Here is a 26,917-nt window from a genome sequence, read left to right as displayed (position 1 = left end):
GCGCTACGCTATGATTTGCCTCTCAGAATGGTTTCTTTGGAAAGCAGAACGGAATGATTGTCGGCATCGATCTTGGCACCACCAACAGTCTGGTCGCAGTCTGGGACAACGGCGCCGCGCGCCTGATCCCGAACAGTCTCGGGCAGATGCTGACACCGTCCTGCGTGAGCGTCGATGACGACGATGCGATCCTGGTTGGCCAGGCCGCGCGCGAACGTCTGCAAACTCACCCGCAGGCAAGCGCTGCCAATTTCAAGCGCCTGATGGGCAGCGACAAGACGCTCCATCTGGGCAAGCGCGCCTTTCGTCCCGAAGAACTGTCCGCACTGGTGTTGCGCTCGCTGAAGGAAGACGCCGAAGCTGCCCTCGGCCATCCGGTGACCGAGGCGGTGATCACGGTGCCTGCCTATTTTTCGGACGCGCAGCGCAAGGCCACCCGCACCGCCGGCGAACTGGCCGGCCTGAAGGTCGAGCGCCTGCTCAATGAACCGACCGCCGCGGCTCTCGCCTACGGAATCCACCTGCGCGACGGCGAATCGAAATTCCTCGTGTTCGACCTGGGTGGGGGCACCTTCGACGTGTCGGTGCTCGACCTGTTCGACAGCGTCATGGAAGTGCGTGCGTCGGCCGGCGACAACTACCTGGGCGGCGAGGATGTCGTCACCGCGCTGGTGGAGCATTTCTTCGTCGCGGCGGGCGTACCGGCCACGCTGCGCACGGACGCGCATTTCATGCAGCGCCTGGCGGCGCAGGCCGAACTGGCCAAGCGCGCGCTGAGCGACGCGCCACGCGCCACCATTCGCGTGGCCAATGGCGACGCCCAGTACGCGCTGGAGCTGGACGAGGCGGGCTTTGAAAAGCTGTGCGCGCTGCTGCTGGCACGCCTGCGCGCGCCGGTCGAACGGGCGCTGCGCGACGCGCGCCTGCCCATCGCCGAGCTGGACAATATCGTGCTGGCCGGCGGTGCCACCCGCATGCCGCTGGTGCGCAAGATGGCGGCGCGCATGTTCGGCCGCTTCCCGGCCTGCGACATCGATCCCGACCAGGTAGTGGCTCTGGGCGCCGCCGTACAGGCAGGGCTGAAGATGAAGGATGCGGCGCTGGACGAAGTGGTGATGACCGACGTCGCGCCGTATTCGCTCGGCGTGGCAACCACGATGCACATCGACGCCGACCATTTCTCGCACGGCCATTTCGATCCGATCATCGAACGCAACACGGTCATCCCGGCCAGCCGCGTCAAGCGCTACTTCCCGCTGCAGGACACGCAGCGCGTCATCGAGCTGCTGGTCTACCAGGGCGAAGCGCGCATGGCCAGCGAGAATATCAAGCTCGGCGCGCTGACCATCCCGCTCGCTGCCGGCAACGACGAGGGTGTCGACGTGCGCTTTACCTACGACGTGAACGGCCTGCTGCAGGTCGAAGCGACGCTGGTGCGCACGCGCGACGTGCATACCCTCGTCATCGAAGGCAATCCGGGCATGCTCAGTGCGCAGGAAATCGCACAACGCTTCCAGGCGCTGTCCGAACTCAAGATCCATCCGCGCGATCACATGGAAAACCGCACGCTGCTTGCGCGTGGCGAACGCCTGTACCAGCAACTGCGGGGCGATGAGCGCGAACGTCTGGGCCGTGAAATCGCGCGCTTTGAGCAGGCGCTGGGCACCCAGGAACGGCGCATGATCGTGCCGGCCGTCGATGTGTTTCGCCAGGTGCTCGATTATTTCGACCACCAGAGTTTCCTGCTGCCCGAGGCATAGCCGCCGATGGCCGCCACGTTTGCATTTCTCGACGCGCTCGGGCTGGATCAGGATGCGCGCGAGCGCGACATCCGCAGCGCCTACGCCCGGCGCCTGAAGGCCATCGACCAGGAACACGACGCACAAGGCTTCCAGGACCTGCGCGCGGTGTACGAAGAAGCACTGGCCTGGGCCGCGTGGAAAAACGCGAAGCCGAGGCCCCGCCCGAGTCAGCCACGGCCATGGCGCCCGCGCCCGCACCGGCCGCCGACACTGCGCCAGAGACGCCTGCCGCGCCCGAGCCGGTCGATGCGGACGATCCACGTGCGATGGGCGAAGCCGCCTTCGGACGGCTGTCGACGGAGATGGCAGGCTTGCTTGCGCAGCCGGCGCAGAACAACCCCGACCCCTACGAGGCGCTGCTGCGACGCAGGCTGGACGACGATGACCTGATCAACATCGACGCACGGATCGTGTTCGAAGCGATCATCGCCACCGTGCTGGCGCATGGCTGGCGGCCCGGCCACGAAAACCTGTTCGAGGCGGCGCTGGCGGTCTTCGGCTGGGACGCGGACCCGCAGCGACTGCTGGCGTTCGGCCATGCCGGCATGGTGCTCGACCGGGCGCTGGCCGAACGCCGCCTGTTCGCCACGCAGCCACCGGCCCGGCAGGCCGCCATGCGCCGCGCCGCACACGCGCTGCGCGACGCCGGGGCCCCCACCGAGCCGCAACTGCGCAGCCATATGCGCATCATCGAAACGATGATGGCGCGGTTCCCCTGGCTGATGGACGTCATCGTCAGCCTCAAGAACGTCGAGCAGTGGCGCGCTGCGTACCAGGCGCGCTTCGGCGCGCAAGCAGGGGCCGCATCCGACATCGACGACAATATTGCCGTGCCGGAGCAACGCCGGTCGCTGGCTGCCCGGCTGTGGGTCATCGCGCGCAATGTGGCACTGGTCATCGTGACGGCGCTGCTGTTGTATGCAGTGTTCAAGGCGACCGACCCCGCACCGGCGACGCCGGCGGTCAGCCAGCAGGTACTGGACGCGCACGTCCCGCCACTGCGCTACCAGCCGTCGCCCGGCACGAAGCCCGGCATGCTCGATACGCGGGTGCGGGTCTTCCTGGATGCGGACCGGCGGGTCATCCAGACACGCAATGTCTCGACCTCGGGCGAACCGGCCTTCGACGAAGCGGTTGCCGAGGCGCTGCGCAACGCCACGCCGTTCCCGCCAAAAACACCGGCCGAGTTCGAGGTCAGCTACACGGCCACCATCACGGCGCAGCAGGCGGCGAGCGCGAATGCGCCGGCATCGCAGCAAGCCACCAACGGCACCACACCGGATGCCGAACTGCTGGGCCAGCACATTCCCCCCGTCGACTACCAGCCGACCCGCTTCGCACAACCTGGCAAACTGGCGCTGCACTATCGCGTCTATCTCAACGCTGACGGCATGATCGTGCGGTTCAGGCAGATCAAGGGATCGGGCGAGCCGCGGCTGGACCACGCGTTCGAAAATGCCCTGCGCGCAGCCAGGCCGTTCCCGGCCAGCACGGCGCGCAGTTTTGACGTGGAATGGTCCACCACGATCACGCAAACGCGGCGCACCGACGCCAATACCGTGCCGCAGCCGCCAGCCGAAACGTAAGCGGCTGCCTGTGCCGGCAGCCAATCTAGGCTATGCTTGCCGGTTCGATTGTTCAGGCAGACCGCACGATGCATATTTACTCTCCCCATTCCGTGGGCGTCATGACGCTCTCACGCACCACCCCAACACTTGCAGGCCGCTTCCCGGCACGAACGGAGCGCACCTGATGTTTCATCTGATGTTCAGCCTTCCCTGCCTGCTGGTCCTGGTGCGCTGGCTCTGGCCGCTGCCGTTGTCCACGAAGTCCAAAGTGGCCAGCGCCGTCGTGCTGGTGCTGGTCTCGCAATACCACCTGTGGTCGCGCCTGTCGTCGGGCAGCGTGTTCTCGCCCGAATTCCCGAAAGGGCTGGTGATCCTGTTCAACTGGGGCTTCGGCGCGATCCTGCTGCTGGCCGTGTTCCAGTTGCTGGTCGATGCGGGCACGCTGATCGCGATGGCGATCCGGCGCCGGCGCGTGGCGATTGCGCCGCGCCTGCGCTACGGGATTGCCATCGCCGCCGCGCTGCTGGCGGCCCTGGGCGTGAATCAGGCGATCAAGTCGCCATCGCTCGAGGATGTGCTGATCGAGGTGAAGAACCTGCCGCACGAATTCGACGGCTACCAGGTCGTGCACCTGACCGACCTGCACATCAGCCGCCTGTTCGACGCACCCTGGACACGCAAGGTCGTCGCCGACGCCAATGCGCTGGACGCCGACCTGATCGTCATTACCGGCGACCTGATCGACGGCAATATCGCGCACCGCGAACGCGACGTGGCGCCGCTGCGCGACCTGCGCGCGCCCGATGGCGTCTGGGTCATTCCCGGCAACCACGAGTACTTCTTCGGCCACAAGGCATGGATGGCGTATTTCGCAAGCCTGAACATGACGCCGCTGGACAACAGCCATACCGTCCTGAAACGCGGCGCCGGGCAGCTGGTGCTGGCCGGTGTCAACGACGTGACTGCCCCGCAGGCGGGCGCCGCGCCGCCCGACGTCGACGCCGCCTTGCGCGGCGCGCCGGCCGGCGCACCGGTGATCCTGCTCGACCATCAGCCACGCAATGCCCGCCATGCCGCCAGCCGCGGCGTGGCGCTGCAACTGTCCGGCCACACGCATGGCGGCATGATCGTCGGGCTTGATCGGGTGGTGGCACGCGCCAATAACGGCTTCGTGTCGGGCCGCTACGATGTCGACGGGATGACGCTGTACCTGAACAATGGCACGGCATTGTGGCCGGGCTTCGCGCTGCGCCTGGGCGTACCGTCCGAACTGACCCGGATCACGCTGCGGCGCCAGACGGCAAGTTCATGATCCTGCAATGACCAGCCGCATGCGCTCCTCGACCTGATCCGAACCCGGGCGCATCGGTTCGCGCAGCCCCGTGGCGACGAAGCCGGCGCGTGCGTACAAACGCAGTGCTTCTTCATTGGCGCAATTGACACCAAGCTGCATGGCAGTGGCGCCGCGTGCCCGGGCCCAGCGCACTGCCTCGGCCAGCAAGCCGGCGGCCACACCCTGCCCGCGCGCCTCGGGCGCCACCCACATCTGGAACAGGTTCACGAGGGCCGGGTCGTCCGCGTCCACCTTCGCCCAGGCCAGCCCGACGGGCTCGCCTGCGATCTCTGCTGTCAGAGCATGGTCGATGCCGGACGTGGCCGCGCGGGCCAGGCGCGCCGCCCATTCTTCCGGCGGGCGCACGGACTCGGCGGCCAGCGTGCTGCCGAAGGCGTCGGGCGCGTCTTCCAGCGCGCGCAGGCGAAGCGCGCGGTAGGCTGGCCATGCATCGTGCGTGAAAGTGCGGATCGTGAAAGCAGCCGGTTGGTACGCCATGCACGTGCTCCTGTTGGTGATCGGAGGACGATTCTAGCAAGCAATCTCTGCCCTGTGGCTCAATCCTGTTCCCACTCTTCCAGCTTGCGCTTGCGTGCGCGGCCGACCGCGATCCGGTTGCGTGTCGTGAAGGCGATCAGGCGCGCCACGACCACCGCCAGGTACATCAGGCCGATGAGCATCTCGACGCTGGCCAGTGCCCGCGCCGGTGCGGTCAGCGGAATCACGTCGCCAATGCCGGTGCTGGAAAGCAGTGCGAAGCTCAGGTAATTGAGTTCGGTCCAGGTACGCGGCGCGCTGGCATTGACGGCGGCGGCAAAGGTGCCGGGCTGGATTTCCTGCAGCAGGATGTACATGTGGGTGAAGGCCCAGGCCAGCAGCGTGAACGTCGCGCCGGCCGCGAACAGCTCGTCGGTCGTGGCCCGTTCGTCTTCCATCATGTAGGCAATCAGGCTGCCTGCCGCGTAGAAGTAGAACAGCGCCTCCAGGCCCGACGACCAGGCCAGCAGATGGTTATAGCCAAGGAGGATCTGCGCCAGCAGCAGCGCGATGATCGGCACGGCCAGCGCCCAGCTCACGCGCACTTCGCCGGGCGTGCGCCGCACCATGCGGATGGCAAAGGCCAGCACCACGATGCCGAAACAGTTGAAGGCCACCTGGCCGGCCCGCGTGCCTTCGATGAACGGGTAGGAAAGCATGCCCAGCAGCTGCACCAGCAGCAGGATGGCGGACGGGTGGCGGCGGGTATGGATGAACAGGCGCGGAGCGATCATGGCGGCAGGACAAAGTCGTAAGTACTGCCATTGTAGGTTCAGCCGGCCGAAAACAGGGTCCCGAATGCGTGCGCGGCCGCGCGTGGATCGGCCGCGCCATACACACTCGTGATCGCCGCGACCAGGTCGGCCCCCCGCGCGACCAGCGGCGCGGCATTGGCCGGCGTCATGCCGCCGATGACGACGAGGGGCAGCGTGAACTCGGCACGCGCCTGGTCGAGCAGTGCCGGCGGCGTCACGAACGTGTACTGTTTGACCGGGGACGGATAGAAGCCGCCGAAGGCAAGGTAGCTCGCGCCGGCGCTGCGCGCGGCGCGTGCCAGCGCCAGGTCGCCGTAGCACGAGGCGCCGACGATCTTGTCAGGGCCCAGCAGCGCGCGGGCAGCAGCGATCGCCGCATCCGTATGGCCCAGGTGCACGCCATCGGCGCCGATCGCCTGGCACAGGTCGAGATGATCATTGATGACGAACGGGCAGCCGTGGCGGCGGCATAACGCCAGCAGCGCCGTGGCCTGCTCGAGGCGCAGGCGCGCGTCGGCCTCCTTGTGCCGGTATTGCACCAGTGCAGCGCCAGCGCTCAGCGCGGCGTCAGTGGCGGCCAGCAGCCGCTCGGTGTCGTTCCAGTTCGGTGTGACGAGATACAGACCTTGCATGGTGGTTCCTTCAATGTGGTTGGCACAGGCGGCGCGGGATGCGCTGGCCCGGCGCAATCGTGAACGATTGCGCCAGTGTGGCGTGTGTGTAGGCCTGGGCGTGCCCGAGGGCGACGGCCATCGTCTCACCCAGCGCCAGGCGGCCCGCCAGCGCCGCGGCCAGCGTGCAGCCGCTGCCGTGATAGGTGTCCGGCAGGCGCGGCCAGTGCCACTCGCGCACGTCTCGGCCATCCAGCAGCCAGCGGTTGATGACCGTGTTGCCCGGCGCGTGGCCGCCCGTGACGAGCATCTGCACGGTGCCGGGCGTGTCCAGCGTGTCCAGCGCCGCGCGTTCGGGCAGGTTGGGCAGCACGATCGTGGCCAGCCCGATCAGGCCGGCCAGGGCTGCGCTGGCGCTGCCCTGGCCCAGCGCGTCGCCATGGCCGCTGGCCAGCACCGGATCGAGCACCACCGGCAGATCGGGTTGCCGTGCACGCAGGTCACGGATGATGGCCGCGATGGCCGCCGCATTGGCCGCGTTGCCGGGGATGCCCAGCTTGACGGCGCGGATGTCGAAGGCGGCGACCAGCGGCGCGGCCTGGCGCGCAACCAGGCCGGCGTCGACCGGGTACGCCTCGAACACCCGGTTGTTGTCCTGGCAGGTCAGCGCCGTGGCCACCGGCAGCGCGTGCGCACCCTGCGCTGCAATGGCCAGGATGTCGGCCGCCAGGCCGGCGCCCCCGCCGGGATCGAGCCCGGCGAAGACCAGCACGCACGGTGTCATGCGGCGACGTTACCCGTGATCTTGCCGTCGACCGGCGACGACGGCGAGGCCGCGAAACGCTTCGGCATGCGCCCTGCCAGGTAGGCATCGCGCCCGGCCAGCACCGCATGCTTCATCGCGCGCGCCATGCGCACCGGGTCGCGCGCGCCAGCAATGGCGGTGTTCATCAGCACGCCGTCGCAGCCGAGTTCCATCGCGATCGCCGCATCCGACGCCGTGCCAACGCCGGCATCCACCAGCACCGGCACCGTGGCCTGCTCGATGATCAGCGACAGGTTCCACGGGTTGAGAATCCCCATCCCCGAGCCGATCAGCGACGCCAGCGGCATCACGGCCACGCAGCCGATCTCCTGCAGGATGCGGGCCTGGATCGGATCGTCGCTGCAGTAGACCATCACGTCGAACCCGTCGCGCACCAGCGTTTCGGCGGCCTTGAGGGTTTCGGGCATGTGCGGGAACAATGTGGTGGCGTCGCCCAGCACCTCGAGCTTGACGAGATTGCGCCCGCCCAGCAGCTCGCGCGCCATCTGCAGCGTGTAGACCGCATCCTTCGCATTGAAGCAGCCGGCCGTGTTGGGCAGGATGGTGAACTCGGACGGCGGCAGCACATCGAGCAGGCTGGGCGCGTTCGGGTCCTGGCCGATGTTCACGCGGCGGATCGCCACCGTGATGATCTCGGCGCCGGCCGCCAGCGTGGCCTCGCGCGTTTGCGCCAGGTCGCGGTATTTGCCGCTGCCCACCAGCAGGCGCGAGTGGTAGGCGCGCCCGGCGATGGTGAGTACATCCGGTTGCCCGTCTGGTTTCATGTTTTCGTTCATGACATTCATCCTGTTCTCCTTTAGCCGCCACCGATGGCGCGCACGATATCGACCCGGTCCTGCGCCTGCAGGCGGCGCGTGGGCCACTGCTGGCGCGGCACCACCTCGCGGTTGACGGCCAGCGCCATCCCCTGCCCGTTCAGGTCCAGCTGCGCGAGCAGGCCGGCCAGTGTCTGGCCCGGTGGCACGCCGCACGGCGCGCCATTGACTTCGATGGGTGTCATTCAGACCTCCCGGTACAGCCGGGCGCCGTCGCGCACGAACTCGATCGCCTTTTCCTGCATCCCCTGCTGCAGGGCCTTTTCGCCCTGCATGCCATTGGCGGCAGCGTAGGCGCGCACTTCCTGCGTGATCTTCATCGAGCAGAAATGCGGGCCGCACATCGAACAGAAATGGGCCACCTTGGCCGAATCCTTGGGCAGCGTCTCGTCGTGGAATTCGCGCGCCTTGTCGGGATCCAGGCCCAGGTTGAACTGGTCGTCCCAGCGGAATTCGAAGCGCGCTTTCGACAGCGCGTTGTCGCGCAGCTGCGCGCCCGGATGGCCCTTGGCCAGGTCGGCCGCGTGGGCCGCGATCTTGTACGTGATGATGCCGTCCTTGACGTCCTGCTTGTCGGGCAGGCCCAGATGCTCCTTGGGCGTCACGTAGCACAGCATCGCCGTGCCGTACCAGCCAATGGTGGCCGCGCCGATGCCCGACGTGATGTGATCGTAGCCGGGCGCGATATCGGTTGTGAGCGGCCCGAGCGTGTAGAACGGCGCTTCATGGCACTGCTCGAGCTGCAGGTCCATGTTCTCCTTGATCAGGTGCAGCGGCACGTGGCCGGGGCCTTCGATGATCGTCTGCACGTCGTGCTTCCACGCGATCTGCGTGAGTTCGCCCAGCGTTTTCAGTTCGGCCAGCTGCGCTTCGTCGTTGGCGTCGTAGATCGAGCCTGGGCGCAGGCCGTCGCCCAGGCTGAACGTCACGTCGTACGCCTTCATGATGGCGCAGATGTCTTCGAAGTGGGTATACAGGAACGATTCGCGGTGGTGCGCCAGGCACCACTTGGCCATGATCGAGCCGCCGCGCGAGACGATGCCCGTCAGGCGGTTCGCCGTCATCGGCACGTAGCGCAGCAGCACGCCGGCGTGGATCGTGAAGTAGTCGACGCCCTGCTCAGCCTGTTCGATCAGCGTGTCGCGGAAGATTTCCCAGGTCAGGTCTTCGGCCTTGCCATTGACCTTTTCCAGCGCCTGGTAGATCGGCACCGTGCCGATCGGGACCGGGCTGTTACGCAGGATCCATTCGCGCGTTTCGTGAATGTGCTTGCCGGTCGACAGATCCATCACCGTGTCGGCGCCCCAGCGGATCGCCCAGGTCATCTTTTCCACTTCTTCGCCAATCGACGAGGTCACGGCCGAATTGCCGATATTGGCATTGACCTTGACCAGGAAATTGCGGCCGATGATCATCGGCTCGATTTCGGGGTGGTTGATGTTGAGCGGGATGACGGCGCGCCCGCGCGCGACTTCCGAGCGCACGAATTCAGGCGTGATCTCGGCCGGGATGCTGGCGCCGAACGACTGGCCCGGATGCTGGCGCCCCATCAGGTCGGCAACCCGCTTGCCCATCGGACCGGATGCATGCAGCGACGCGATGTATTCCTTGCGCTGCATGTTTTCACGCAGCGCGATGAATTCCATCTCGGGCGTGATGATGCCCTGGCGCGCGTAATGCATCTGCGTGACGTTCGCGCCGCTCCTGGCGCGGCGCGGCGCGCGCTGCAGGTCGAAGCGCAGCGCGGTCAAGGCCGGATCGTTCAGCCGCTGCTGGCCGTATTGCGACGATGGCCCGGTCAGTTGCTCGGTGTCGCCGCGTTCGTCGATCCATGGTTGACGCATTGGCGCCAGGCCGCTGCGGATATCGATCGCGGTCGCGGGTTCCGTGTACGGTCCGGACGTGTCGTAGACGAACAGCGGCGGATTGGGTTCGCCGCCAAAGCTGTCGGAGGTGGCCGACTGGCTGATCGCGCGCATCGGCACGCGGATATCGGGGCGGCTGCCTTCGATATAGACCTTGCAGGAGTTTGGTAGCGATGCGATGGCTGCCTGGTCCACCGTGGCGGTGGCGGCATCGAACAGTTGCGAAGACTTCGGAGGTGCGTTCATGTGGCTCCCTTGCGTGCATGAGAGCCAGCAAAGGAGTTACCGGGTGCGGCGAGGTCGGGCGCAAGACTGCGCACGGCCGCACGAATCGGCTGCTTCCCTTCGCTGGCATTATCCAGATCAGGTTCGGAGGGTATTTCTCACCCACGCATCGCTGTAAAACAACGGCGCGCAGGACCCCTAGCGTTTGCTGCCAGTGATGGCAGCGGGTGGATTATAGCCGAACCGATATTGGATGGGCCATCATGGTTACAACATCGGCGGCTCGGCCGGCAACGGCAGCAAATGCAGCGCGCCGTCGATGAAGCGCACTTCGACGAACGGCGTCTGCGCCGGCTCGACGGCACGGCGCACCGTCGGCCCGCCCTGCACCGCCACCTCGAGCTGGACGCTGGCCCCATCGACCGCCACATCGAACGAATCCGCACGCGAAATCGTCAGGTCGGTACTCACGTTCGGCCGGTCATAGACCTGCTTGCCGTCGACCCGCACGCTGACCGTATTGTCTTGAAAGCCTTCGCCCAACCTCACGCGTAACGTCATCGCTTGCCTCGCCTTTCCATTGACTGCGACAGGTTTGCCGGACAAGCCGCCCGAAGAGCAGGCTTGTCCGGAACAGGGTAACGCCAGCAGGGCCACCACGACCAGCGCGCATGCCTGGTGCACTCCCGGCCATCCCGCAGTGGTCATGTCTTCCGGTGCGGCCGCGTGCCCGGCCCGCTCGCGCCGGCCGCTGCAGAGCCGCCCTGGACAGTGGCCAGGCAGGTCAGCAACTCACCCTGGGACACCGGATCGAGTACCCTGGCCCCGGCGGCGCTCGAGAGCAAGGCGACGCTCTCGTCAAGACGGGCTGCGCGCACGAACAGTGGCTTGCCCTCGCCCGCGTTCACCGTCTTGAACGCGCGTGCCGCATTGACGCCCTTGACCATGCGCACATAGGCCGCCATCGGATGCGTGTCGAAACGATCGAGCACCTCGTCGAAGGCGGCATTGCCCGAGCGCAGCGTTACGTTGTCCGATCCTTGCAGGTACAACAGCGCGCCCTGGTCGTCGCCCATGAACAGGTCGGCCAGCACATTGTCGTCGGTACTGACCGGATAGCGCACGCGCACCGTCAGGATATCGGACAGCACTTGCGAACCGTCGAGCGCCGCATACGCGGCCCGTACCCGGTACTGGCCGGGCTGGCCGAAATAGAAGCCATCCCTGCCGTAACCAATATACGCGCTGTCCTGGGCCGGGTTGTCCACCCCGAGCATCGTCTGGCGTTCGCCCACCAGGTGGTCGATCATCGGCTCGTAGGCGCAGACCCGGCCGCCCGGTTGTTCGATGACGATCTTGACCAGGCCGTAGTTCGGATGCAGCCAGGTATGGGCGCGGCGCCCGCGCGTGTCGGTGGCACGCAGCTTGAGTCCGAGCACCACCGGCTCGCCCAGCGCGAAGCTGCGCTGGTGGGTCGATATCTCGAGCACCAGGCCGGATTCGTCCGAGATCGGATCGGCCATCACGTCACGGCCAAGCGAGGCACCGCTGGTGAAACTGTTGCCGCCCATGACGACGTCGTTGCGGAAACCGTGGCGCAGGTGGATCAGCTCTTCGTCGTCGAAGCGGAAGTCGAAGCTGCTCCAGAAGCCGGGCGCGTTGCCATTCGGGTAGTACCACGGGTAGTTCATCCACGACAACGCTTCGGGGCGGTTCGGTTTGGGAGGATTGGCGTACGACTTTTGCCACGAGTGCATCAGGTTGAAGCAGTGGCCCAGTTCATGCACGTAGGTGTAGAGCTGCAGCCGCAGTTGCTCGGCCGTGGTGCCGCCGATCCCGGCGTGAAACACGGCGCAGCCCTGGCGCTGCTTGCCCTGCTGGTCGAACATGATGCCGTACAGGCCCGTGCCAAGGTCATGCTGCTGCGCCACCAGCTGCCAGACGCACCACTGCTGCAGGTCGCCCCACAGCGAAAAGTGCTGCTGCATCGACGCGTGCAGCTCGGCATTGCTCCAGGTGGCGTTGCCCCCGGCGCCGCTGACATCGATGACATTGTTGCCGGCGGTGGGCACCATACCGATCCCCGCTTCGCCAAAGGCACTGACCACGTTGACCGTGCGGGCGCTGCCGCCCGAAGGCAGCGCGCCCGTGTTGTAGCTTGTAAACGGCGTGGTTGCCACGTCGGACACGCTGTCGGTTTCAATGCGCACCGTGCGGAAATGCAGCGACGAGAAGGGACAATGATAGGACGCCCCGGGCGTATTGTTGACCGTGAAGAACTGCAGCGTGGCAGCGGCCTGCGGCTGGAAGATGTTCACGCGCGGGATCGTCACCTGGATCACCGGCGCCCCGGCCGCGAACGTGAAGCGGCCCATGCCCTTGACGACGATGCGGGTGGTCGACACCGTCACGGTGGGGCTGTCGACCACGAACGAGCCGAAGTACGACTTGGTCTTGCCGCTGGTCTGGTAAAAGTCGCCGCTGACCCGGCGCATCGGCCGGTTGCGGTCGACGTCGACCCGCAGGTCGAGCTGGAAGCTGCCCAGTGAACTGGCGTAGCAACCGCTGACCGCCTTCTTGATGGCCGGGATGGACGGGATGGGAAGGGAGGGGATCGGCAAGGGCGTTTGCTGGGCCGGCTGGATGGCCGGCGGTGCAGCGATCCCGGGCGCGGCGCCGGTGGGCCCGGCGTCGTATGGCTCGGGAATCCCCAGGTCGCCATTGGACAGCCCGGAGACTTCTTCATACGTCATCACGCCGGTATCGCCGATGGCGTCCTCGTTTGCATTGTCGATCCCGGTTGGGTCGAGTTGTGACATGGTGTTCTCCTCATGTTGGATGTGCCCTCGTTCGACCAGCGGGATGGGGGTGATGGTTCGTCGAGGCTGCAGATATTCAGAGGAATCACTGGCACATTTGGAGGTATATCAAGGAGCTGTGGCAAACAAAGAAGGATTCAAACGAGCTGGGCAACACATGGCAATTCAGCGACGCTGCCAGGATAGGCTGGCGCTGGAAGGTGACCTATAATGGTTTCTTTCGCAAAATTCACACACGACCACATCATGGAATTAGCCAAGTCTTTCGAGCCAGCCGATATTGAACAGTTCTGGCGCGCCGAGTGGGAACAGCGCGGCTACTTTGCTGCGACCATGGACGAGGGCAAGCCCTCCTTCAGCACCCAGCTGCCGCCGCCGAACGTCACCGGTACCCTGCACATGGGCCACGCGTTCAACCAGACGATCATGGATGGCCTGACGCGCTACTACCGCATGCGCGGCTACAACACCGCATGGGTCCCGGGCACCGACCACGCCGGCATCGCCACGCAGATCGTCGTCGAGCGCCAGCTGGACGCGCAAAAGATCTCGCGCCATGACCTGGGCCGCGACGCATTCCTCGAAAAAGTCTGGGAGTGGAAAGAAAAATCGGGCAGCACCATCACCGGCCAGATGCGCCGCCTGGGCACGTCGCCCGACTGGCAGCGCGAATACTTCACGATGGACGAACCGCGCTCGAAATCGGTCGTCGAAGTCTTCGTGCGCCTGTACGAGCAGGGCCTGATCTACCGCGGCAAGCGCCTGGTGAACTGGGACCCGGTGCTGGGCACGGCCGTGTCCGACCTCGAAGTCGACTCGCAGGAAGAAGACGGCTTCATGTGGTACATCCAGTACCCGCTGACCGACGGCAGCGGCCACCTGACGGTCGCCACCACGCGCCCTGAAACGATGCTGGGCGACGTCGCCGTCGCGGTCGACCCGACCGATGAACGCTACCTGCATTTGCACGGCAAGACACTCACACTGCCATTGACCGGCCGTGAGATTCCGATCATCGCCGACAGCTACGTCGATAAAGAGTTCGGCACCGGCTGCGTGAAGATCACGCCGGCCCACGACTTCAACGATTACGCGGTCGGCCAGCGCGCCGGCCTCGCGCCGATCAGCATCTTCACGCTCGACGCCAAGATCAACGAAAACGGCCCGGCCCAGTACCAGGGGCTGGACCGCTTCGCCGCGCGCAAGCAGATCGTGGCCGACCTCGAAGCGCTGGGCCTGATGGAGCAGATCAAGCCGCACAAGCTGATGGTCCCGCGCGGCGACCGCACCAACGTCGTGATCGAGCCGATGCTCACCGACCAGTGGTTCGTCGCAATGACCAAGCCGGCCCCGGAAGGCACGTTCAATCCGGGCAAGTCGATCACCGACGTGGCACTCGAAAAAGTCGCCAGCGGCGAGATCAAGTTTGTGCCGGAAAACTGGAGCACGACCTACAACCAGTGGCTGGGCAACATCCAGGACTGGTGCATCTCGCGCCAGCTGTGGTGGGGCCACCGCATCCCTGCCTGGTTCGCCGAAGACGGCCAGATCGTCGTCGCGCGCGATGAAGCCGAAGCGCAGGCCAAGGCGGCAGCTGCCGGCATCACCGGCGCCCTGCGCCGCGACGACGACGTGCTCGACACGTGGTTCTCGTCGGCGCTGGTGCCCTTCTCGACCATGGGCTGGCCCGAAGAAACGCCGGACATGAAGATGTTCCTGCCGTCGTCGGTGCTGGTCACGGGCTTCGACATCATCTTCTTCTGGGTGGCGCGCATGGTCATGATGACCGCGCACTTCACCGGCAAGGTGCCGTTCGAGACCGTCTACGTGCACGGCCTGGTGCGCGATTCGCAGGGCCAGAAGATGTCGAAGTCGAAGGGCAACACGCTCGACCCGATCGACCTGATCGACGGCATCGACGTCGAGACGCTGGTGGCCAAGCGCACCACGGGCCTGATGGACCCGCGCGCCGCCGAGAAAATCGGCAAGGCCACGCGCCGCGAATTCCCGGATGGCATCCCGGCATTCGGCACCGACGCCGTGCGCTTCACGATGGCAAGCTACGCGTCGCTGGGCCGCAACATCAACTTCGACCTGGGCCGTGCCGAAGGCTACCGCAACTTCTGCAACAAGCTGTGGAACGCGACCCGCTTCGTGATGATGAACACGGAAGGCAAGGATTGCGGCGCGCCAGCACCGGAAGATTTATCCCAGGCCGATCGCTGGATCATCTCGCTGATGAACCGCGTCGAACAGGATGTCGCCAAGGGCTTTGCCGACTACCGCTTCGACAATATCGCGAACAGCATCTACAAGTTCGTCTGGGACGAGTACTGCGACTGGTACCTTGAAGTGTCGAAAGTCCAGGTCCAGCAAGGCACCGAAGCGCAGCAACGCGCGACGCGCCACACGCTGCTGCGCGTGCTGGAAGTGATCCTGCGCCTGGCGCATCCGATCATCCCGTTCGTGACCGAAGCGCTGTGGCAAAGCATCGCCCCGCTGGCCGGCAAGACCGGGCCGACGATCATGCTGCAACCGTATCCGCAAGCCGATGCGACGCAGATCGACGAAGGCGCCGAAGCCTGGATGGAGCAACTCAAGGCGCTGGTGGACGCCACCCGCAACCTGCGCGGCGAAATGTCGCTGGCGCCGTCGCTGCGCGTGCCGCTGATCGTCGAACCATCGAGCGACGCCGGGCGCGCTGACATGGCGGTGTTCGCACCGTACATCCAGCTGCTGGGCAAACTGGCCGAAGTGCAGATCGTCGATGCGCTGCCGGAATCGCCAGCAGCCGTGTCGATCGTCGGCACCACCAAGCTGATGCTCAAGGTCGAGATCGACGTCGCCGCCGAACGCGAGCGCCTGTCGAAAGAGATCGCGCGCGTGGCCGGCGAAATCGCCAGGGCCAACGGCAAGCTGTCGAACGAGAGCTTCGTGGCCCGCGCCCCGGCCGCCGTCGTGGCACAGGAGCAGGAACGCGTGGCAAACTTCTCGGCCACGCTCAGCAAGATGCAGGAGCAGCTGGAGAAACTGGCAGCGGCATAACTAGCCAGCGCCCAAAGAAAACGCGGCCTCGGCCGCGTTTTTTGTTTCTGTCCCGCTCACTTCAATCCATGCCATCAGCACAGCCGGGGTCAGGTCTGACATTCGGACACGACCTCAGCCCTAACTACTTGCAGTGGCTTGTTGCCCGGCATTGGCATGGCCCGGTATAAGCTGGTTCCGACTACCCAATTGTCGAGTTCGTGTCCGAATGTCAGACCTGACCCTGGCTTTTAAGGTCGAATCAGAAGGCAAGGCCACGATCGACCGGCTGGCGGCACGAACCGGCGCATCGACGTCGGCGGCAGCTATACCCACACCAGCGGCGTTGTCAGCCGCAGCAGCGCATGGATCGTCGATGCAGACAGCATGAAACGCCAGCTTGACCTTTACACACTGTGGAAGCGTGATGCAAGATCGCGCCTGCGACTGTCGGTCTCGGATGTGCTGCAGCAAGACGTTCGCGAACGGCGCACGTTCGAAGGCAACGCGCCGCTGATTCGCGCAACGACGTATCGGGTACGCGCAATCTGGCGCCTGGTATGGGAACGCACCCTGTAGACGATGGCAGCAATCACCCTGGAAAGCACCGCATGACGACTTCCCTCCTGCATCGACAAGCCGCGCGGCGTAACGTCGGCATCGATTGCCTGCGTGGCCTGGCGATCCTGCTCGTGATCGTGCACCATCTGGCCTTGCCGTTTCGCCTGCCGCTGGGCCCAAGCCTGCTTGGCCAGTGGCTGCCCAAGCGACTGATCGACGCCATCAGCTTCAACGGCTACGAAGCAGTCTTCATCTTCTTCACGTTGTCGGGCTTCCTGATCACGCTGCGTATCATCGAACGCGATGGCGACGTTGGACAGGTCGACCTGCGCCGTTTCTACCGCGCCCGCGCACGGCGCATCCTGCCCCTGCTCGGCCTGGCCCTGACGCTGCTCTCGCTGCTGGCCGTGTGCCAGGTACCGGGATTCGCACCAGAGACCGACCGCCAGTCGCTGGCCGGCTTGCTCGGTTCGGCACTGACGTTCACGTTCAACTGGTACGAGGGCCGCACTGGCTGGGCGCCGCCGGGCTGGGATGTGCTGTGGTCACTGTCGATCGAAGAAGTGTTCTACGTGGGCTTTCCGCTGCTGTGCCTGTGGCTGCCGCGCCGTGTCCTGATCGGCATGTTGGTCATGCTGGCGCTGGGACTGCAACCGTTGCGCGCGCTGGTGCCGATGAGCGACGAGGTCTGGTGGGAAAAGGCATACCTGCCCGGAATGGCGGCGCTGGCCTGGGGCGTGCTCGCTGCACTGCTGGCGCGCCGGTGGCAGCCAGGCAAACGAGGGGCCCGCATCATGGGTCTGGCTGGTGCGTTGTGCCTTGTGCTGGTATTGGGCTGGTCGGACGTGGTCTACCGACATCTGTTCAAGTCGAACCTGTATGTGATTTGCGTCGGCGCCTGCCTGCTGCTGCTGGCCTTTCACGCGCAGCCACCTGCGCCGCGCCATGGTCTCGGATGGCTGGCGCGCATGGGAAGCCTCAGTTATGAGCTGTACCTGTTCCACATGTTCATCGTGCTTTCCGCGCAGTGGCTGTACAGGTCACTTCTGGGCGATGTGCAAACCTGGACCTTTGTCGTCTATTTGCCGGTGCTGCTGTGCTGTTACGCGCTGGCGCGCCTGCTCGAACACGGCACCGTGCATCTGGGTTTGCAGCGCAGACCATCCGTGGGCCAGGTGCCCGTCAAAAGCGTGTGATGCGACGACGAACCCGTTGGCTGTCGATCCTGCCCGCGATGGTGGCGGGCTATCTGCTCCTTGTCGTCATCTGGGCCTGGGCCACCTTTGACACTGTCACTGCCCACATGCCTGCAATCGCTGACGCGCCCCTGTCCGCGCGGCAGACGCAGATCCTGCTGCGCGTCGAAGATCCTGCCTTCTTCGTACACCACGGCGTGAGCCTGACCAGCGGCCAGGGCTTTGCGACGATCTCGGGCGCGGTCGCGCGCGACGTCTACCTGGAAGGGGCGGATCTGGGCGGGGCTGGCGGCGCGTTGCAGGCGCTGTACCGCAGCGTCTTTGCATGCTGCAAACGGATCGATCTGGGCCGTGATGCGATGGCCGTGGTGCTCGACGCCAGGCTGTCCAAGGCACGACAACTGGCGCTGTACACGACCCGTGTCTATTTGGGAACGCACAACGGCAGGCAGATCATGGGCTTGTCAGCGGCGTCCCGGAATTATCTCGGCAAGTCGCTGGAACAGACCAGCGAAGAAGAATTCATTGGCCTGGTTGCCATGATCAAGGCACCCAACGCGTACCATCCTGTCAGGCAGCCCGCAGCGTATGCGACGCGCGTGGCACGGGTGCGTGCGCTGGTGCAGGGCACCTGCAAGGCTCACGGCTGGTTCGATACAACACTGGCGCACTGCGGCGCGTGATCACTTGAGGCCATGCCACCAGCGCCCGCCGGCATGCGGCTGCGTCAAGCTCAGTGCTTCGCCCATCTCCGGCGTGGCCAGCTTGATCCCGCGCTCGTTGGCCAGCGTCTCGATCCGGTCGAGCGGCTCTTGCCAGCGATGCAGGGCCAGGTCGAACGTTCCGTTGTGCATTGGCAGCAGCCAGGCTGCGTTCAGGTCCACGAAGGCTTGCAGCGTTTCTTCCGGCTGCATGTGGATGTCTGGCCAGAGCTTGTCGTAGGCGCCGGTTTCGATCAGTGCCACGTCGAACGGCCCGTATTTGGCGCCGATCTCCTTGAAGCCCTGGAAATAACCGGTGTCCCCGCTGAAGAACAGGCGCAGTCCGTCGTGCCGGATCACCCATGATGCCCACAGCGTCGAGTTGCCGTCACGCGGCCCGCGGCCCGAGAAGTGCTGGGCAGGCGTCGCGACGAAATGCACGCCGTCGATCTGGGCGCCCTGCCACCAGTCGAACTGGCGCACCTTGGCGCGGTCGATGCCCCAGTCGACCAGCCGGTCGCCCACGCCGAGCGGCGTGAGAAATACGGACGTCTTCACCGTCAGCGCCATGATCGCCGCGTAGTCGAGGTGGTCGTAATGGTCGTGCGACAGGATGATCGCCTTGATGGGCGGCAGTTCGTCGATCGAGATCGGCGGCGCATGAAAACGCGCGGGGCCGGCCCATTGCACGGGCGATGCCCGCTGCGAGAACACGGGGTCGGTCAGGTAGAACTCACCGGCAAGCTTGATCAGCATCGTCGAGTGGCCGAGGCGGTACAGCGTGTTGTCGGGCGCGGCGAGCAGGGCGGCCCGTGTCAGCGGCTGCACCGGCACCGCCTGCTGCGGCATGGTGCCGGCCGGCTTATGGAACACGAAGGCCCACCACAGCTTGGCGATCTCGCCAGGACCCAGCTTGTGCATGGCGACCGGATTGCGGTATTTGCCGTCGTGGTATTGGGGCGACTGCGGGGTGGTGGTGGTGGTCGCCGAGACCGGCGGGGAGATTGCCATGGTAGCGAGAGCTCCCAGAAGGATGATGCCGGTCAGCGGGCGCATGAACGCGTCGATTCGATAAAAGTGCACTGCGGCCAATCCGGACGTTCGGGCGTTGGCGCGGGTGGAGGACGATCCGGCGGACGCCCCGGCCTGGATGGCCGGAGCATCACGCGACGCTATTTGACTGGCGCCGCGTCGCGCGCACCGTCACCTTGCACCTTCAGCGCAGCCGCACGCCCCTCCCAGTAATGCGCATTCTTGATCCCGAGCGCAACCGGATCGAACTCGGGTTCCTTGCCAGCCTTCTTCTGCGCTTCGTAATCGCGCAGGCACTTGAAGGCGTCCTTGCGCAGCAGGAAGATCGCGACGATGTTCAGCCACGCCATCAGGCCGACGCCGATGTCGCCCAGGCCCCAGGCCACGTCGGCGGTCTTGACCGCGCCGTAGATGGTGGCCGAAATGATGCACAGCTTGAGGACCACGCCCAGCCACGGATGGCGGTTATGGCGGTCCATGTAAGCGATATTGGTCTCGGCGATGTAGTAGTAGGCCACGATGGTCGTGAACGCGAAGAACAGCAGCGCGATCGCGACGAACAGCGCGCCGAAGCCCGGCAGCACGTTCTCGAGCGCGGTCTGCACATAGCCCGGACCCGACGCCACGCCCTGCACGCCGATGAAGCGCGCCGTGCCGTCGGTGTTCTCGACGTTGTACTGGCCCGTCACCAGCAGCATGAAGGCGGTGGCCGAGCACACGAACAGCGTGTCGATATAAACGGAGAAGCCCTGCACCAGGCCCTGCTTGGCCGGGTGGCTCACTTCGGCCGCCGACGACGCGTGCGGGCCGGTACCCTGCCCGGCTTCGTTCGAATAGATGCCGCGCTTGACGCCCCACTGGATGGCCATGCCGAGCATGGCGCCGAAGCCCGCATCCAGGCCGAAGGCCGAGCTGACGATCAGGCGCAGCACGCCCGGCAGGGCTTCAATGTTCATCGCTACCACCGCCACGGCCACGAGGATGTAGGCGGCCGCCATGAACGGCACCACGATCTCGGCAAAATGGGCGATGCGCTTGACACCGCCGAAGATGATCGCGGCCAGCACCACGGCCACGCCGATGCCGGTGTAGAGCGGATCGATGCCGGCGGCGGTCTTGAGACCTTCGGCGATCGAATTGGCCTGCACGCCCGGCAGCAGCAGGCCCGTGGCGAACAGCGTGGCGATGGAGAAGGTCCAGGCGTAGCGCTTCATGCCCAGGCCTTTTTCGATATAGAAGGCCGGGCCGCCGCGATACTGGTTGCCGATCTGCTCCTTGTAGAGCTGGCCCAGCGTCGACTCGACGAAGGCCGAACTGGCGCCCAGGAAGGCCACGGCCCACATCCAGAACACGGCGCCCGGGCCGCCGAACGTGATGGCAGTGGCCACGCCGGCGATATTGCCGGTACCGACCCGGCCAGCCAGCGTCATGGCCAGCGCCTGGAACGAGGACACGCCCTGCTCCGAACTCTTCCCTTCGCGCATCAGGCGCAGCATCTCGCGCAGGTGTCGCACCTGCAGGAAGCGGCCGCGGATCGAGAAGTACAGGCCCGCCCCCAGACACAGGGCAATCATGATGGGGCTCCAGATGATACCGTTGACAGCGTTGACCAGGTCGAGCATGGTGGTGCGACTCCTGCGTTGAGGGGTTCAGGAAGGCGGCATTTCGCCACCGTGAAGTCGCACAAGTTACATGATTCCGTAGGGAATTAACATCATTTTTTCGGCTCTGTGGCGCCATCCGCCGGGCTGGCTCAGGATGGACGGAAAATGGGCGCTGCTGGTGCGGACGCGCCCGATGGTGCACCAATTGCTGGCGATCTAAAGCGTGGTGGACATGATACGATCCCACCATGGACCGACGAAGCGATTACAAGACCTCCCTCCTCATCGACGCCGTGCTGCACGACGTCTCGATCGAGGCCCGCCCTGCGGCGCGCGAACTGGCCACGCTGGGCGTGCCGCTCGAAGTGAGCCTGCGCGTGCTCACCCGCCCGGCCGAGCGGCGCCACCAGGTGACCCCGGAAGACGTGCGCAACGCGCCATAGCCCCTGGTGCGCAATTGGAAGACATCCTCGGGCGTCAACCTGTCACACGGACGAAGCGGTAGGCTACACTGGCGCCGTACCTACAACAACACTGGAGACACCACCATGCGCCACCTGATTCAAGCAAGCCTGATTGCCGCCACCATGTTTGCCCTGCCCGCTGCCGCCTGGGCACAGGCCACCTCGCCTGTCGGCACCTGGAAGACCATCGATGACAAGACCGGCAAGCCGAAGGCGCTGGTGCGGATCACCGAAGAAGGCGGCATCCTGACCGGCAAGATCGAAAAACTGTACCGCGCGCCATCCGAAGAGCAGAATCCGCTGTGCGGCAAATGCAGCGACGCGCGCAAGGACCAGCCGATCATCGGCATGACCATCCTGTCGGGCCTGAAAAAAGACGGCGGCGACTACACCGGTGGCGAAATCCTCGACCCGGCCGCCGGCAAGACCTACAAGAGCAAGGCCACCCTGGCCGACAACGGCAACAAACTCGAAGTGCGCGGCTACATCGGCGCGCCGATGTTCGGGCGCACCCAGACCTGGCAGCGCGAGCAGTAATCATTACCACGGCCCGGCGACGGGCCGTTTTTATTGTCCATGACCCTGAACCTCGCTTACCTCTATCTCGGATTTGCCATCGTTGCCGAAGTGATCGGCACCACGGCCCTCAAGGCGTCCGACAGCTTTACCCGCCCCCTCCCCAGCCTGATCACCGTCGGCTGCTATGCCCTGTCGTTCTACCTGCTCACTTTCAGCCTGCGCGTGCTGCCAACCGGCATTGCCTACGCGATCTGGTCCGGCGTGGGCATCGTGCTCATTTCGATCGTCAGCTGGTTGTATTTCAAGCAAAGCCTCGACCTGGCGGCGATTGCCGGCCTGGCGCTGATCATCGCGGGCGTGCTGGTCATCAACCTGTTTTCGAAAAGCGTCGGCCACTGACCATGTCAACCGCGCCACGCGCCCGGACGTTACATCCGGCCCCATCCCGATCATCCACCCCATGACATCCACTCCGATCACGCGTACCGCACGCCCCGTCTTTCGCGGGCGCGAGATGCGCATGCTGCGGCTCCTGAGCATGGCGGCCGGCGTGTTTGCCATCCTGCTGCCGGCCGCGCTGCTGGCCTCGACGGCGCATGGCATCCCCGACTGGCTCGAGCCGTACATCGTGCTGGTGGGCGTGGCACTGGGTTCGGGCGGGTTCTTCCTGGTGGCGATGGCGGGCCATCGCATGGGGCGCGACGCGATGCTGCGCTCGTTCGCGGCGCTGCTGCTGATGGTGCCGTTCGGCGCCAGCGGCATCGTCATCTGGCACGGCAGCAATATGCTGATGGTCTACCTGTGCACGTTCTTCCTGGTCCACACGATCCTGCTCTACTGCAGCTTCATCTATCCGCTGATGCACGTGCCGCAGCCACCCGCGCCGCCCCGGCGCGCCAACAAAACGGTGGCCTGGAACCAGTTGAGCCGGCCCCGCCGCAATCCCGACGACTACAACCAGCCGGCATCGCGCGCCAACCGGTAAGCTTCGACCCGGTTGCCGGCGCCGAGCTTGCTGATCGCTTCGGACAGGTAATTGCGCACCGTGCCTTCCGACAGATGCACCTGGCGCGCGATCTCGCCGCTGGTGCGTCCCTCCCCTGCCAGCCGCAATACCTGCCGTTCGCGTTCGGTCAGCGGATCGCTGCCGCTGTTCCAGCTTTCCAGCGCCAGCTCGGGCGCGATCGCGCGGCCGCCGCCATGCACGACGCGGATTGCTGCGGCCAGCGCGTCGACCGGCGCATCCTTCAGCAGATAGCCGCGCACGCCCGCTTCCATCGCGCGCCGCAGGTAGCCGCTGCGCGCAAACGTGGTCACCACCACGACACGGCAGGCCAGCTTGCGCTGGGCCAGGCCCTGCGCCAGTTCGAGGCCAGTCATGTGCGGCATTTCGATATCGGTCAGCACGATGTCCGGCACCAGCTGCTCGCACAGCGCCAGCGCCGCGCGTCCGTCTGCAGCGCCGCCCACGACATCAAAGTCGGGCTCGAGCCGCAGCAGCGCGCTGAGCGCGCCCAGCACCAGCGTCTGGTCTTCGGCAATCAGGATGCGGATCATGCCGATGCTCCCGACGGCACGTGCAGTTCGAGCGCCAGGCCGGCGCCGGCCTGCAACGACAAGCGCCCGCCCAGCGCCGCGACGCGCTCGCGCATGCCGGCCAGGCCGTTACCCTGCTGCAGGGCATCCGTGCTGCGCAGCTTGCCGTCGTCGAGCACGCGCAGCACGGCGTGCGTCTGGCCATCCTGCTGCACTTGCACCAGGCTCAGCGTGCAGCGCGACGCGCCGGCATGGCGCACGATATTCGTCACGGCTTCGCGCACGGCCAGCGCCACCACGTGTTCGGCCGCCGGCGCCAGGTCGATGCGCTCGATGCGCTCGTCGAGGAGTACGTCGGCCGCGAGCAGGCTGGCGCGCGCGCTGGCCAGCGCCTGCACCAGGCCGCTCTGGCGATAACCCGTCACGGCGGCGCGCACCTCGGCCAGCGCCTCGCGCGCATTGGTTTCGATGTCGGCGATTTCGCGCTCGCAGGCAGCCAGGTCGCGCCGCGCCAGCTTGCGCGCCAGTTCGGCCTTCAGCGCGATCATCGACAGCGAGTGGCCAAGCAGGTCGTGCAGGTCGCGTGAGATGCGTTCGCGCTCGGCGATGCGCGCCATGTGCTCGACCTCTTCCTGCTTGCGCATCAAGAGCCTGCGCGACGCGCGCAGCCGGGCATCCATGATGCACGACAGGCCGACCGGGATGCCGGCCATCAGGATCGGCATCAGGAACACCATCCGCATCTGCGGGATCAGCAAGGCGACGAGCGCGCCGCCGGCGATCACGGCCAGCATCGCGCCCACGGCGCGCGCCGTGCCGTGAATGCGCGCGCACATGGCGCAGGCAAAGATGAAGAAGCAGGCGGCGCCCGGATTCCAGCGCGCCCAGGCTGCGCCGATCAGGCAGGTGGCCACGACGCAGACGCCCACGCGCCAGCCACCGGGCCAGAAGCTGGCGCAGTACAGCGGCACGAACAGGATGATGGTCAGCGCCAGCAGCACCGCCTCGGTCACGCCGGGCGTCACGTAATAAAACTTCCAGAACAGGTAGCCCAGCGACAGCAGCCACATGTATTGCAATGTGCCGTAGTCGGCCGGCATCCACGGGCGTGCCAGCATCTGCCTGAAGGTCGTCGTCATCGTGACTCCGTGATCGTTATTGCGCCAGCAGGCGCACGTCGGCGAGTTCGAAGCGGTACTCGCCCGGCTGTGGCCCGGCACTGAATGCTAGCATGGCAACCGCCGTCGGATCGATGCCGGCAAAGGCCGACAGCGGCACGCTGATGTCTTCCCACTCCTTGCCGGCGACGAACGGCACGCTGCTCGGCCGGCTGTTGGCCGCGCCCATGATCATCACCTGGTAAGTCTTGCCGTCGCCACGGACCTTGAAGCGCAGTACCTTGGCCGCGCTCAGGTCGGCCGGCTGCATCGGCTGCGTACCGGGCATGAACGCGACGCTCGACCACGCATACGGCAGGCCGGGGGCGACGCTGGCCTGCACCGCCAGCGGTATCTGCCCGTCGGGCAGCGCCGGCAGCACGTCGAGCCTGACGGTCGACTTGCCGCCGGCGAACTGGTCGGTCGACGGCATCCAGCCGCTGCCGAACGGGCTGGCCAGTTTCGCCGCGCTGAACTGGCTGATGCGTCCATCGGCCGGCAAACCCGGGCGCGTCGATGCGCCGCGCTCCTGCGCGACCTGTTGCCGTTTGGCGTCGCGCAGCGCGTTCGCGCTCTGCCCGTCCTTCCACACCTCGACGATGCGGCGCGTGGCCGTGATGTCGCGTGTCGGGTCGCCCTCGACCAGCAGCAGGTCGGCCTTGCAACCCTTGGCAATACAGCCGCGCTGCCCCAGCCGGAAGGCGGCCGCCGGTGCGCTCGTGGCGGCGGCCAGCGCGGCGGTCGGCGTCAAACCCGCTTCGACCAGCGCGGCCAGTTCGCGGTGCATGCTGATGCCGTACAGCGTGCCGGCATTACCGGCATCGGTCCCGGCCAGGATAGGCACACCCGCCCTGGCCAATGCCACCGTGACGGCCTTCGGCATCGCCAGCAGCTGGGGCCGCGCCTGCTGCCCGTAACGCGTCTTGAGGGTCGCCGCGCCCTCGCGTTCGACCAGCGCCGCCAGATCCGCATTGCCCAGCAAGTCGTCGCCACGTATGCCAGCCATGCTTTCCATCACGGTGAACGTCGGGATCACGAAGGCGTTCTTGCGTTTGGCCAGTTTGGCCAGGCTGTCGACCGCCGTTGCATCGGGCGCGGCGCCCAGGAACAGATGGACCAGCGCGTCCGCGCCCGCCTCGAGCGCAGCGCGGGCGTCTTTTTCGGTGCTGACGTGAACGACGGCCAGCTTGCCGCGCCGGTGCGCCGCCTCGATCAGCGCGGTGGCGGTCGCGATGTCGAGCGAGTTCATTGTGCCAGCGCCATGCCCGCCCGCTTCCAGCACGATCTTGATGAAGTCGGAGCCTTCGGCGATCCGGGCGTCGACAAAGGCCTGCGCCTCGCCAGGGCTGCTCAGGGTCGGGATCGGCACGCCGAACTGGGTGCCGTGGCCGCCCGGCGCCGTCGCCAGGACGCCGGCCGAGAACAGGTCGGCCTGGCCCGCGTGCCGCCCTGAGGCCATGCTGCGTTTGGCGTCCTGCATGACCGGCACTGCGGTAAACATGTCGATCTGGGTCGTTACGCCGAACAGCACCGGCAGGTCGAATTGCCTAAAGGCGTGGGTATGGGCGTCGATCAGGCCCGGCAGCAGCGTGCGCCCGGCCCCCTCGACGATGCGCGCGCCTGCCGGGGCCGGCCCGCGAACATCGGCATCGACGATGCGCGCATCATCGAACAGCACCGAACGCCGTTCGTGCACGGCCTTGCCGTCGAAGACGCGTACGTCCCGGACCAGGGTGGCGGCGCCGAGCGCCAGGCAGGAGAGGGACAGACCGGCTGCGGCGAGTGCCGCTTTTGCGACGATGGTGGACATGGTTTCCTCACGGGTTGGTGTGAGACCAGTATGTCGATCGTGCGAGTCTGCCGACAGGCGCAGTTGCCATCACTATCGGGTGACAACTGTCATGTGCGACCCCGCCCCCGCTACATCTGAACGACATATTCACGGCGAAACAAGGACACATCTGTCG

At 66.0% G+C, this 26,917-nt stretch carries 25 protein-coding genes and 1 riboswitch; of the genes, 11 read left to right on the top strand and 14 right to left on the bottom strand.

Annotation, left to right across the window (positions count from 1 at the left end):
* The first annotated feature begins 53 nt into the window (after positions 1-53).
* From AC56LN_RS14300 to AC56LN_RS14290, 3 genes are all read left to right on the top strand, one after another.
* A complete protein-coding gene (locus AC56LN_RS14300) occupies positions 54-1,760 on the top strand; it encodes an Hsp70 family protein (protein WP_499572659.1) in 1,707 nt (568 codons plus the stop codon).
* A 176-nt stretch (positions 1,761-1,936) separates the two neighbouring features.
* Positions 1,937-3,388 carry a TonB C-terminal domain-containing protein gene (locus AC56LN_RS14295; RefSeq protein WP_499572657.1) on the top strand — a complete coding sequence of 484 codons (1,452 nt, stop codon included), beginning with the start codon at positions 1,937-1,939 and terminating at the stop codon, positions 3,386-3,388.
* 166 nt (positions 3,389-3,554) lie between these two features.
* Positions 3,555-4,682 (top strand): metallophosphoesterase, encoded by a 1,128-nt coding sequence (locus AC56LN_RS14290; RefSeq protein WP_499572655.1) that lies wholly within the window; start codon positions 3,555-3,557, stop codon positions 4,680-4,682.
* Here the strand turns inward: AC56LN_RS14290 and AC56LN_RS14285 are convergent.
* The 9 genes from AC56LN_RS14285 to AC56LN_RS14245 form a co-directional block, all read right to left on the bottom strand.
* Entirely contained in the window at positions 4,677-5,201 is a 525-nt protein-coding gene (locus AC56LN_RS14285; protein ID WP_499572653.1) for a GNAT family N-acetyltransferase, read from the bottom strand. The two genes, AC56LN_RS14290 and AC56LN_RS14285, sit on opposite strands and share 6 nt — an antisense overlap.
* A gap of 59 nt (positions 5,202-5,260) precedes the next feature.
* A complete protein-coding gene (locus AC56LN_RS14280) occupies positions 5,261-5,974 on the bottom strand; it encodes an ion channel (RefSeq protein WP_499572652.1) in 714 nt (237 codons plus the stop codon).
* 38 nt (positions 5,975-6,012) lie between these two features.
* A complete protein-coding gene (thiE, locus tag AC56LN_RS14275; protein WP_499572650.1) occupies positions 6,013-6,627 on the bottom strand; it encodes a thiamine phosphate synthase in 615 nt (204 codons plus the stop codon).
* Between the two features lie 10 nt (positions 6,628-6,637).
* The gene (locus AC56LN_RS14270) at positions 6,638-7,390 is read right to left on the bottom strand and encodes a bifunctional hydroxymethylpyrimidine kinase/phosphomethylpyrimidine kinase (protein WP_499572648.1); all 753 of its coding nucleotides are present in this window, start codon (positions 7,388-7,390) and stop codon (positions 6,638-6,640) included.
* Positions 7,387-8,208, bottom strand: coding sequence for a thiazole synthase (locus tag AC56LN_RS14265; protein WP_499573292.1), 822 nt, complete (start codon positions 8,206-8,208; stop codon positions 7,387-7,389). The genes AC56LN_RS14270 and AC56LN_RS14265 overlap by 4 nt, the downstream gene beginning before the upstream one ends.
* A gap of 20 nt (positions 8,209-8,228) precedes the next feature.
* Positions 8,229-8,432 (bottom strand): sulfur carrier protein ThiS, encoded by a 204-nt coding sequence (gene thiS / locus AC56LN_RS14260; protein WP_499572646.1) that lies wholly within the window; start codon positions 8,430-8,432, stop codon positions 8,229-8,231.
* Positions 8,433-10,358 (bottom strand): phosphomethylpyrimidine synthase ThiC, encoded by a 1,926-nt coding sequence (thiC, locus tag AC56LN_RS14255; RefSeq protein WP_499572644.1) that lies wholly within the window; start codon positions 10,356-10,358, stop codon positions 8,433-8,435.
* A gap of 77 nt (positions 10,359-10,435) precedes the next feature.
* Positions 10,436-10,547, bottom strand: a riboswitch (TPP riboswitch).
* Between the two features lie 57 nt (positions 10,548-10,604).
* Positions 10,605-10,898 (bottom strand): hypothetical protein, encoded by a 294-nt coding sequence (locus AC56LN_RS14250; protein WP_499572642.1) that lies wholly within the window; start codon positions 10,896-10,898, stop codon positions 10,605-10,607.
* 143 nt (positions 10,899-11,041) lie between these two features.
* Positions 11,042-13,156: a hypothetical protein gene (locus AC56LN_RS14245; RefSeq protein ID WP_499572640.1), complete on the bottom strand. Its 2,115-nt coding sequence runs from the start codon at positions 13,154-13,156 to the stop codon at positions 11,042-11,044.
* Between the two features lie 246 nt (positions 13,157-13,402).
* Between AC56LN_RS14245 and AC56LN_RS14240 the strand changes: the two genes are divergently transcribed.
* The 4 genes from AC56LN_RS14240 to AC56LN_RS14225 all read left to right on the top strand — a co-directional run bounded on the left by AC56LN_RS14240 (position 13,403) and on the right by AC56LN_RS14225 (position 18,620).
* Complete coding sequence (locus AC56LN_RS14240) at positions 13,403-16,201, top strand: valine--tRNA ligase (protein WP_499572638.1); 2,799 nt, start codon at positions 13,403-13,405, stop codon at positions 16,199-16,201.
* A 366-nt stretch (positions 16,202-16,567) separates the two neighbouring features.
* Positions 16,568-16,759 carry a hypothetical protein gene (locus tag AC56LN_RS14235; RefSeq protein WP_499572636.1) on the top strand — a complete coding sequence of 64 codons (192 nt, stop codon included), beginning with the start codon at positions 16,568-16,570 and terminating at the stop codon, positions 16,757-16,759.
* A gap of 32 nt (positions 16,760-16,791) precedes the next feature.
* On the top strand, positions 16,792-17,937 hold the full coding sequence (locus AC56LN_RS14230) for an acyltransferase family protein (RefSeq protein WP_499572635.1): 1,146 nt from the start codon (positions 16,792-16,794) through the stop codon (positions 17,935-17,937).
* The gene (locus AC56LN_RS14225; RefSeq protein ID WP_499572633.1) at positions 17,937-18,620 is read left to right on the top strand and encodes a transglycosylase domain-containing protein; all 684 of its coding nucleotides are present in this window, start codon (positions 17,937-17,939) and stop codon (positions 18,618-18,620) included. The genes AC56LN_RS14230 and AC56LN_RS14225 overlap by 1 nt, the downstream gene beginning before the upstream one ends.
* Here AC56LN_RS14225 and AC56LN_RS14220 read toward each other — a convergent pair whose 3' ends face one another.
* Both AC56LN_RS14220 and AC56LN_RS14215 read right to left on the bottom strand, forming a co-directional pair.
* Complete coding sequence (locus tag AC56LN_RS14220) at positions 18,621-19,649, bottom strand: MBL fold metallo-hydrolase (RefSeq protein WP_499572631.1); 1,029 nt, start codon at positions 19,647-19,649, stop codon at positions 18,621-18,623. It lies immediately after the preceding gene.
* Between the two features lie 161 nt (positions 19,650-19,810).
* Complete coding sequence (locus AC56LN_RS14215) at positions 19,811-21,292, bottom strand: alanine/glycine:cation symporter family protein (RefSeq protein WP_499572629.1); 1,482 nt, start codon at positions 21,290-21,292, stop codon at positions 19,811-19,813.
* A 230-nt stretch (positions 21,293-21,522) separates the two neighbouring features.
* On the opposite strand from AC56LN_RS14215, the gene AC56LN_RS14210 reads away from it, so the two are divergent.
* The 4 genes from AC56LN_RS14210 to AC56LN_RS14195 all read left to right on the top strand — a co-directional run bounded on the left by AC56LN_RS14210 (position 21,523) and on the right by AC56LN_RS14195 (position 23,242).
* Positions 21,523-21,717 carry a hypothetical protein gene (locus AC56LN_RS14210; RefSeq protein WP_183556826.1) on the top strand — a complete coding sequence of 65 codons (195 nt, stop codon included), beginning with the start codon at positions 21,523-21,525 and terminating at the stop codon, positions 21,715-21,717.
* A 105-nt stretch (positions 21,718-21,822) separates the two neighbouring features.
* On the top strand, positions 21,823-22,275 hold the full coding sequence (locus AC56LN_RS14205) for a DUF2147 domain-containing protein (RefSeq protein ID WP_499572627.1): 453 nt from the start codon (positions 21,823-21,825) through the stop codon (positions 22,273-22,275).
* Positions 22,276-22,314: 39 nt separating this feature from the next.
* The gene (locus tag AC56LN_RS14200) at positions 22,315-22,656 is read left to right on the top strand and encodes an SMR family transporter (RefSeq protein WP_407070048.1); all 342 of its coding nucleotides are present in this window, start codon (positions 22,315-22,317) and stop codon (positions 22,654-22,656) included.
* Positions 22,657-22,717: 61 nt separating this feature from the next.
* Positions 22,718-23,242, top strand: coding sequence for a hypothetical protein (locus AC56LN_RS14195; RefSeq protein WP_499572625.1), 525 nt, complete (start codon positions 22,718-22,720; stop codon positions 23,240-23,242).
* Here the strand turns inward: AC56LN_RS14195 and AC56LN_RS14190 are convergent.
* Genes AC56LN_RS14190 through AC56LN_RS14180 form a run of 3 tightly spaced genes read right to left on the bottom strand, consistent with a single transcriptional unit; the run spans position 23,209 to position 26,760 of the window.
* Positions 23,209-23,814, bottom strand: a complete 606-nt coding sequence (locus tag AC56LN_RS14190) for a response regulator (RefSeq protein WP_482897347.1) — start codon at positions 23,812-23,814, stop codon at positions 23,209-23,211. The two genes, AC56LN_RS14195 and AC56LN_RS14190, sit on opposite strands and share 34 nt — an antisense overlap.
* Positions 23,811-24,932: a sensor histidine kinase gene (locus AC56LN_RS14185; protein ID WP_499572623.1), complete on the bottom strand. Its 1,122-nt coding sequence runs from the start codon at positions 24,930-24,932 to the stop codon at positions 23,811-23,813. The genes AC56LN_RS14190 and AC56LN_RS14185 overlap by 4 nt, the downstream gene beginning before the upstream one ends.
* Before the next feature lie 16 nt (positions 24,933-24,948).
* Complete coding sequence (locus AC56LN_RS14180; RefSeq protein WP_499572621.1) at positions 24,949-26,760, bottom strand: CIA30 family protein; 1,812 nt, start codon at positions 26,758-26,760, stop codon at positions 24,949-24,951.
* Between the last annotated feature and the right edge of the window lie 157 nt (positions 26,761-26,917).

Source organism: Telluria sp. ZT3P26 (genome assembly GCF_059686035.1).
The sequence above is the reverse complement of the archived record's forward strand: the minus strand, read 5'-3'. Positions and strand labels throughout refer to the sequence as shown.

Excerpts from the sequence above, each read along its gene's own strand:
- thiE (WP_499572650.1), bottom strand. The coding sequence starts at position 6,627 with ATGCAAGGTCTGTATCTCGTCACACCGAACTGGAACGACACCGAGCGG.
- AC56LN_RS14285 (WP_499572653.1), bottom strand. The coding sequence starts at position 5,201 with ATGGCGTACCAACCGGCTGCTTTCACGATCCGCACTTTCACGCACGAT.
- AC56LN_RS14190 (WP_482897347.1), bottom strand. The coding sequence starts at position 23,814 with ATGATCCGCATCCTGATTGCCGAAGACCAGACGCTGGTGCTGGGCGCG.
- AC56LN_RS14250 (WP_499572642.1), bottom strand. The coding sequence starts at position 10,898 with ATGACGTTACGCGTGAGGTTGGGCGAAGGCTTTCAAGACAATACGGTC.
- AC56LN_RS14195 (WP_499572625.1), top strand. The coding sequence starts at position 22,718 with ATGACATCCACTCCGATCACGCGTACCGCACGCCCCGTCTTTCGCGGG.
- AC56LN_RS14300 (WP_499572659.1), top strand. The coding sequence starts at position 54 with ATGATTGTCGGCATCGATCTTGGCACCACCAACAGTCTGGTCGCAGTC.
- thiS (WP_499572646.1), bottom strand. The coding sequence starts at position 8,432 with ATGACACCCATCGAAGTCAATGGCGCGCCGTGCGGCGTGCCACCGGGC.
- thiC (WP_499572644.1), bottom strand. The coding sequence starts at position 10,358 with ATGAACGCACCTCCGAAGTCTTCGCAACTGTTCGATGCCGCCACCGCC.
- AC56LN_RS14225 (WP_499572633.1), top strand. The coding sequence starts at position 17,937 with ATGCGACGACGAACCCGTTGGCTGTCGATCCTGCCCGCGATGGTGGCG.
- AC56LN_RS14290 (WP_499572655.1), top strand. The coding sequence starts at position 3,555 with ATGTTTCATCTGATGTTCAGCCTTCCCTGCCTGCTGGTCCTGGTGCGC.
- AC56LN_RS14280 (WP_499572652.1), bottom strand. The coding sequence starts at position 5,974 with ATGATCGCTCCGCGCCTGTTCATCCATACCCGCCGCCACCCGTCCGCC.
- AC56LN_RS14200 (WP_407070048.1), top strand. The coding sequence starts at position 22,315 with ATGACCCTGAACCTCGCTTACCTCTATCTCGGATTTGCCATCGTTGCC.
- AC56LN_RS14270 (WP_499572648.1), bottom strand. The coding sequence starts at position 7,390 with ATGACACCGTGCGTGCTGGTCTTCGCCGGGCTCGATCCCGGCGGGGGC.
- AC56LN_RS14180 (WP_499572621.1), bottom strand. The coding sequence starts at position 26,760 with ATGTCCACCATCGTCGCAAAAGCGGCACTCGCCGCAGCCGGTCTGTCC.
- AC56LN_RS14185 (WP_499572623.1), bottom strand. The coding sequence starts at position 24,932 with ATGACGACGACCTTCAGGCAGATGCTGGCACGCCCGTGGATGCCGGCC.
- AC56LN_RS14205 (WP_499572627.1), top strand. The coding sequence starts at position 21,823 with ATGCGCCACCTGATTCAAGCAAGCCTGATTGCCGCCACCATGTTTGCC.
- AC56LN_RS14220 (WP_499572631.1), bottom strand. The coding sequence starts at position 19,649 with ATGGCAATCTCCCCGCCGGTCTCGGCGACCACCACCACCACCCCGCAG.
- AC56LN_RS14210 (WP_183556826.1), top strand. The coding sequence starts at position 21,523 with ATGGACCGACGAAGCGATTACAAGACCTCCCTCCTCATCGACGCCGTG.
- AC56LN_RS14240 (WP_499572638.1), top strand. The coding sequence starts at position 13,403 with ATGGAATTAGCCAAGTCTTTCGAGCCAGCCGATATTGAACAGTTCTGG.
- AC56LN_RS14245 (WP_499572640.1), bottom strand. The coding sequence starts at position 13,156 with ATGTCACAACTCGACCCAACCGGGATCGACAATGCAAACGAGGACGCC.
- AC56LN_RS14215 (WP_499572629.1), bottom strand. The coding sequence starts at position 21,292 with ATGCTCGACCTGGTCAACGCTGTCAACGGTATCATCTGGAGCCCCATC.
- AC56LN_RS14235 (WP_499572636.1), top strand. The coding sequence starts at position 16,568 with ATGAAACGCCAGCTTGACCTTTACACACTGTGGAAGCGTGATGCAAGA.
- AC56LN_RS14230 (WP_499572635.1), top strand. The coding sequence starts at position 16,792 with ATGACGACTTCCCTCCTGCATCGACAAGCCGCGCGGCGTAACGTCGGC.
- AC56LN_RS14265 (WP_499573292.1), bottom strand. The coding sequence starts at position 8,208 with ATGAACGAAAACATGAAACCAGACGGGCAACCGGATGTACTCACCATC.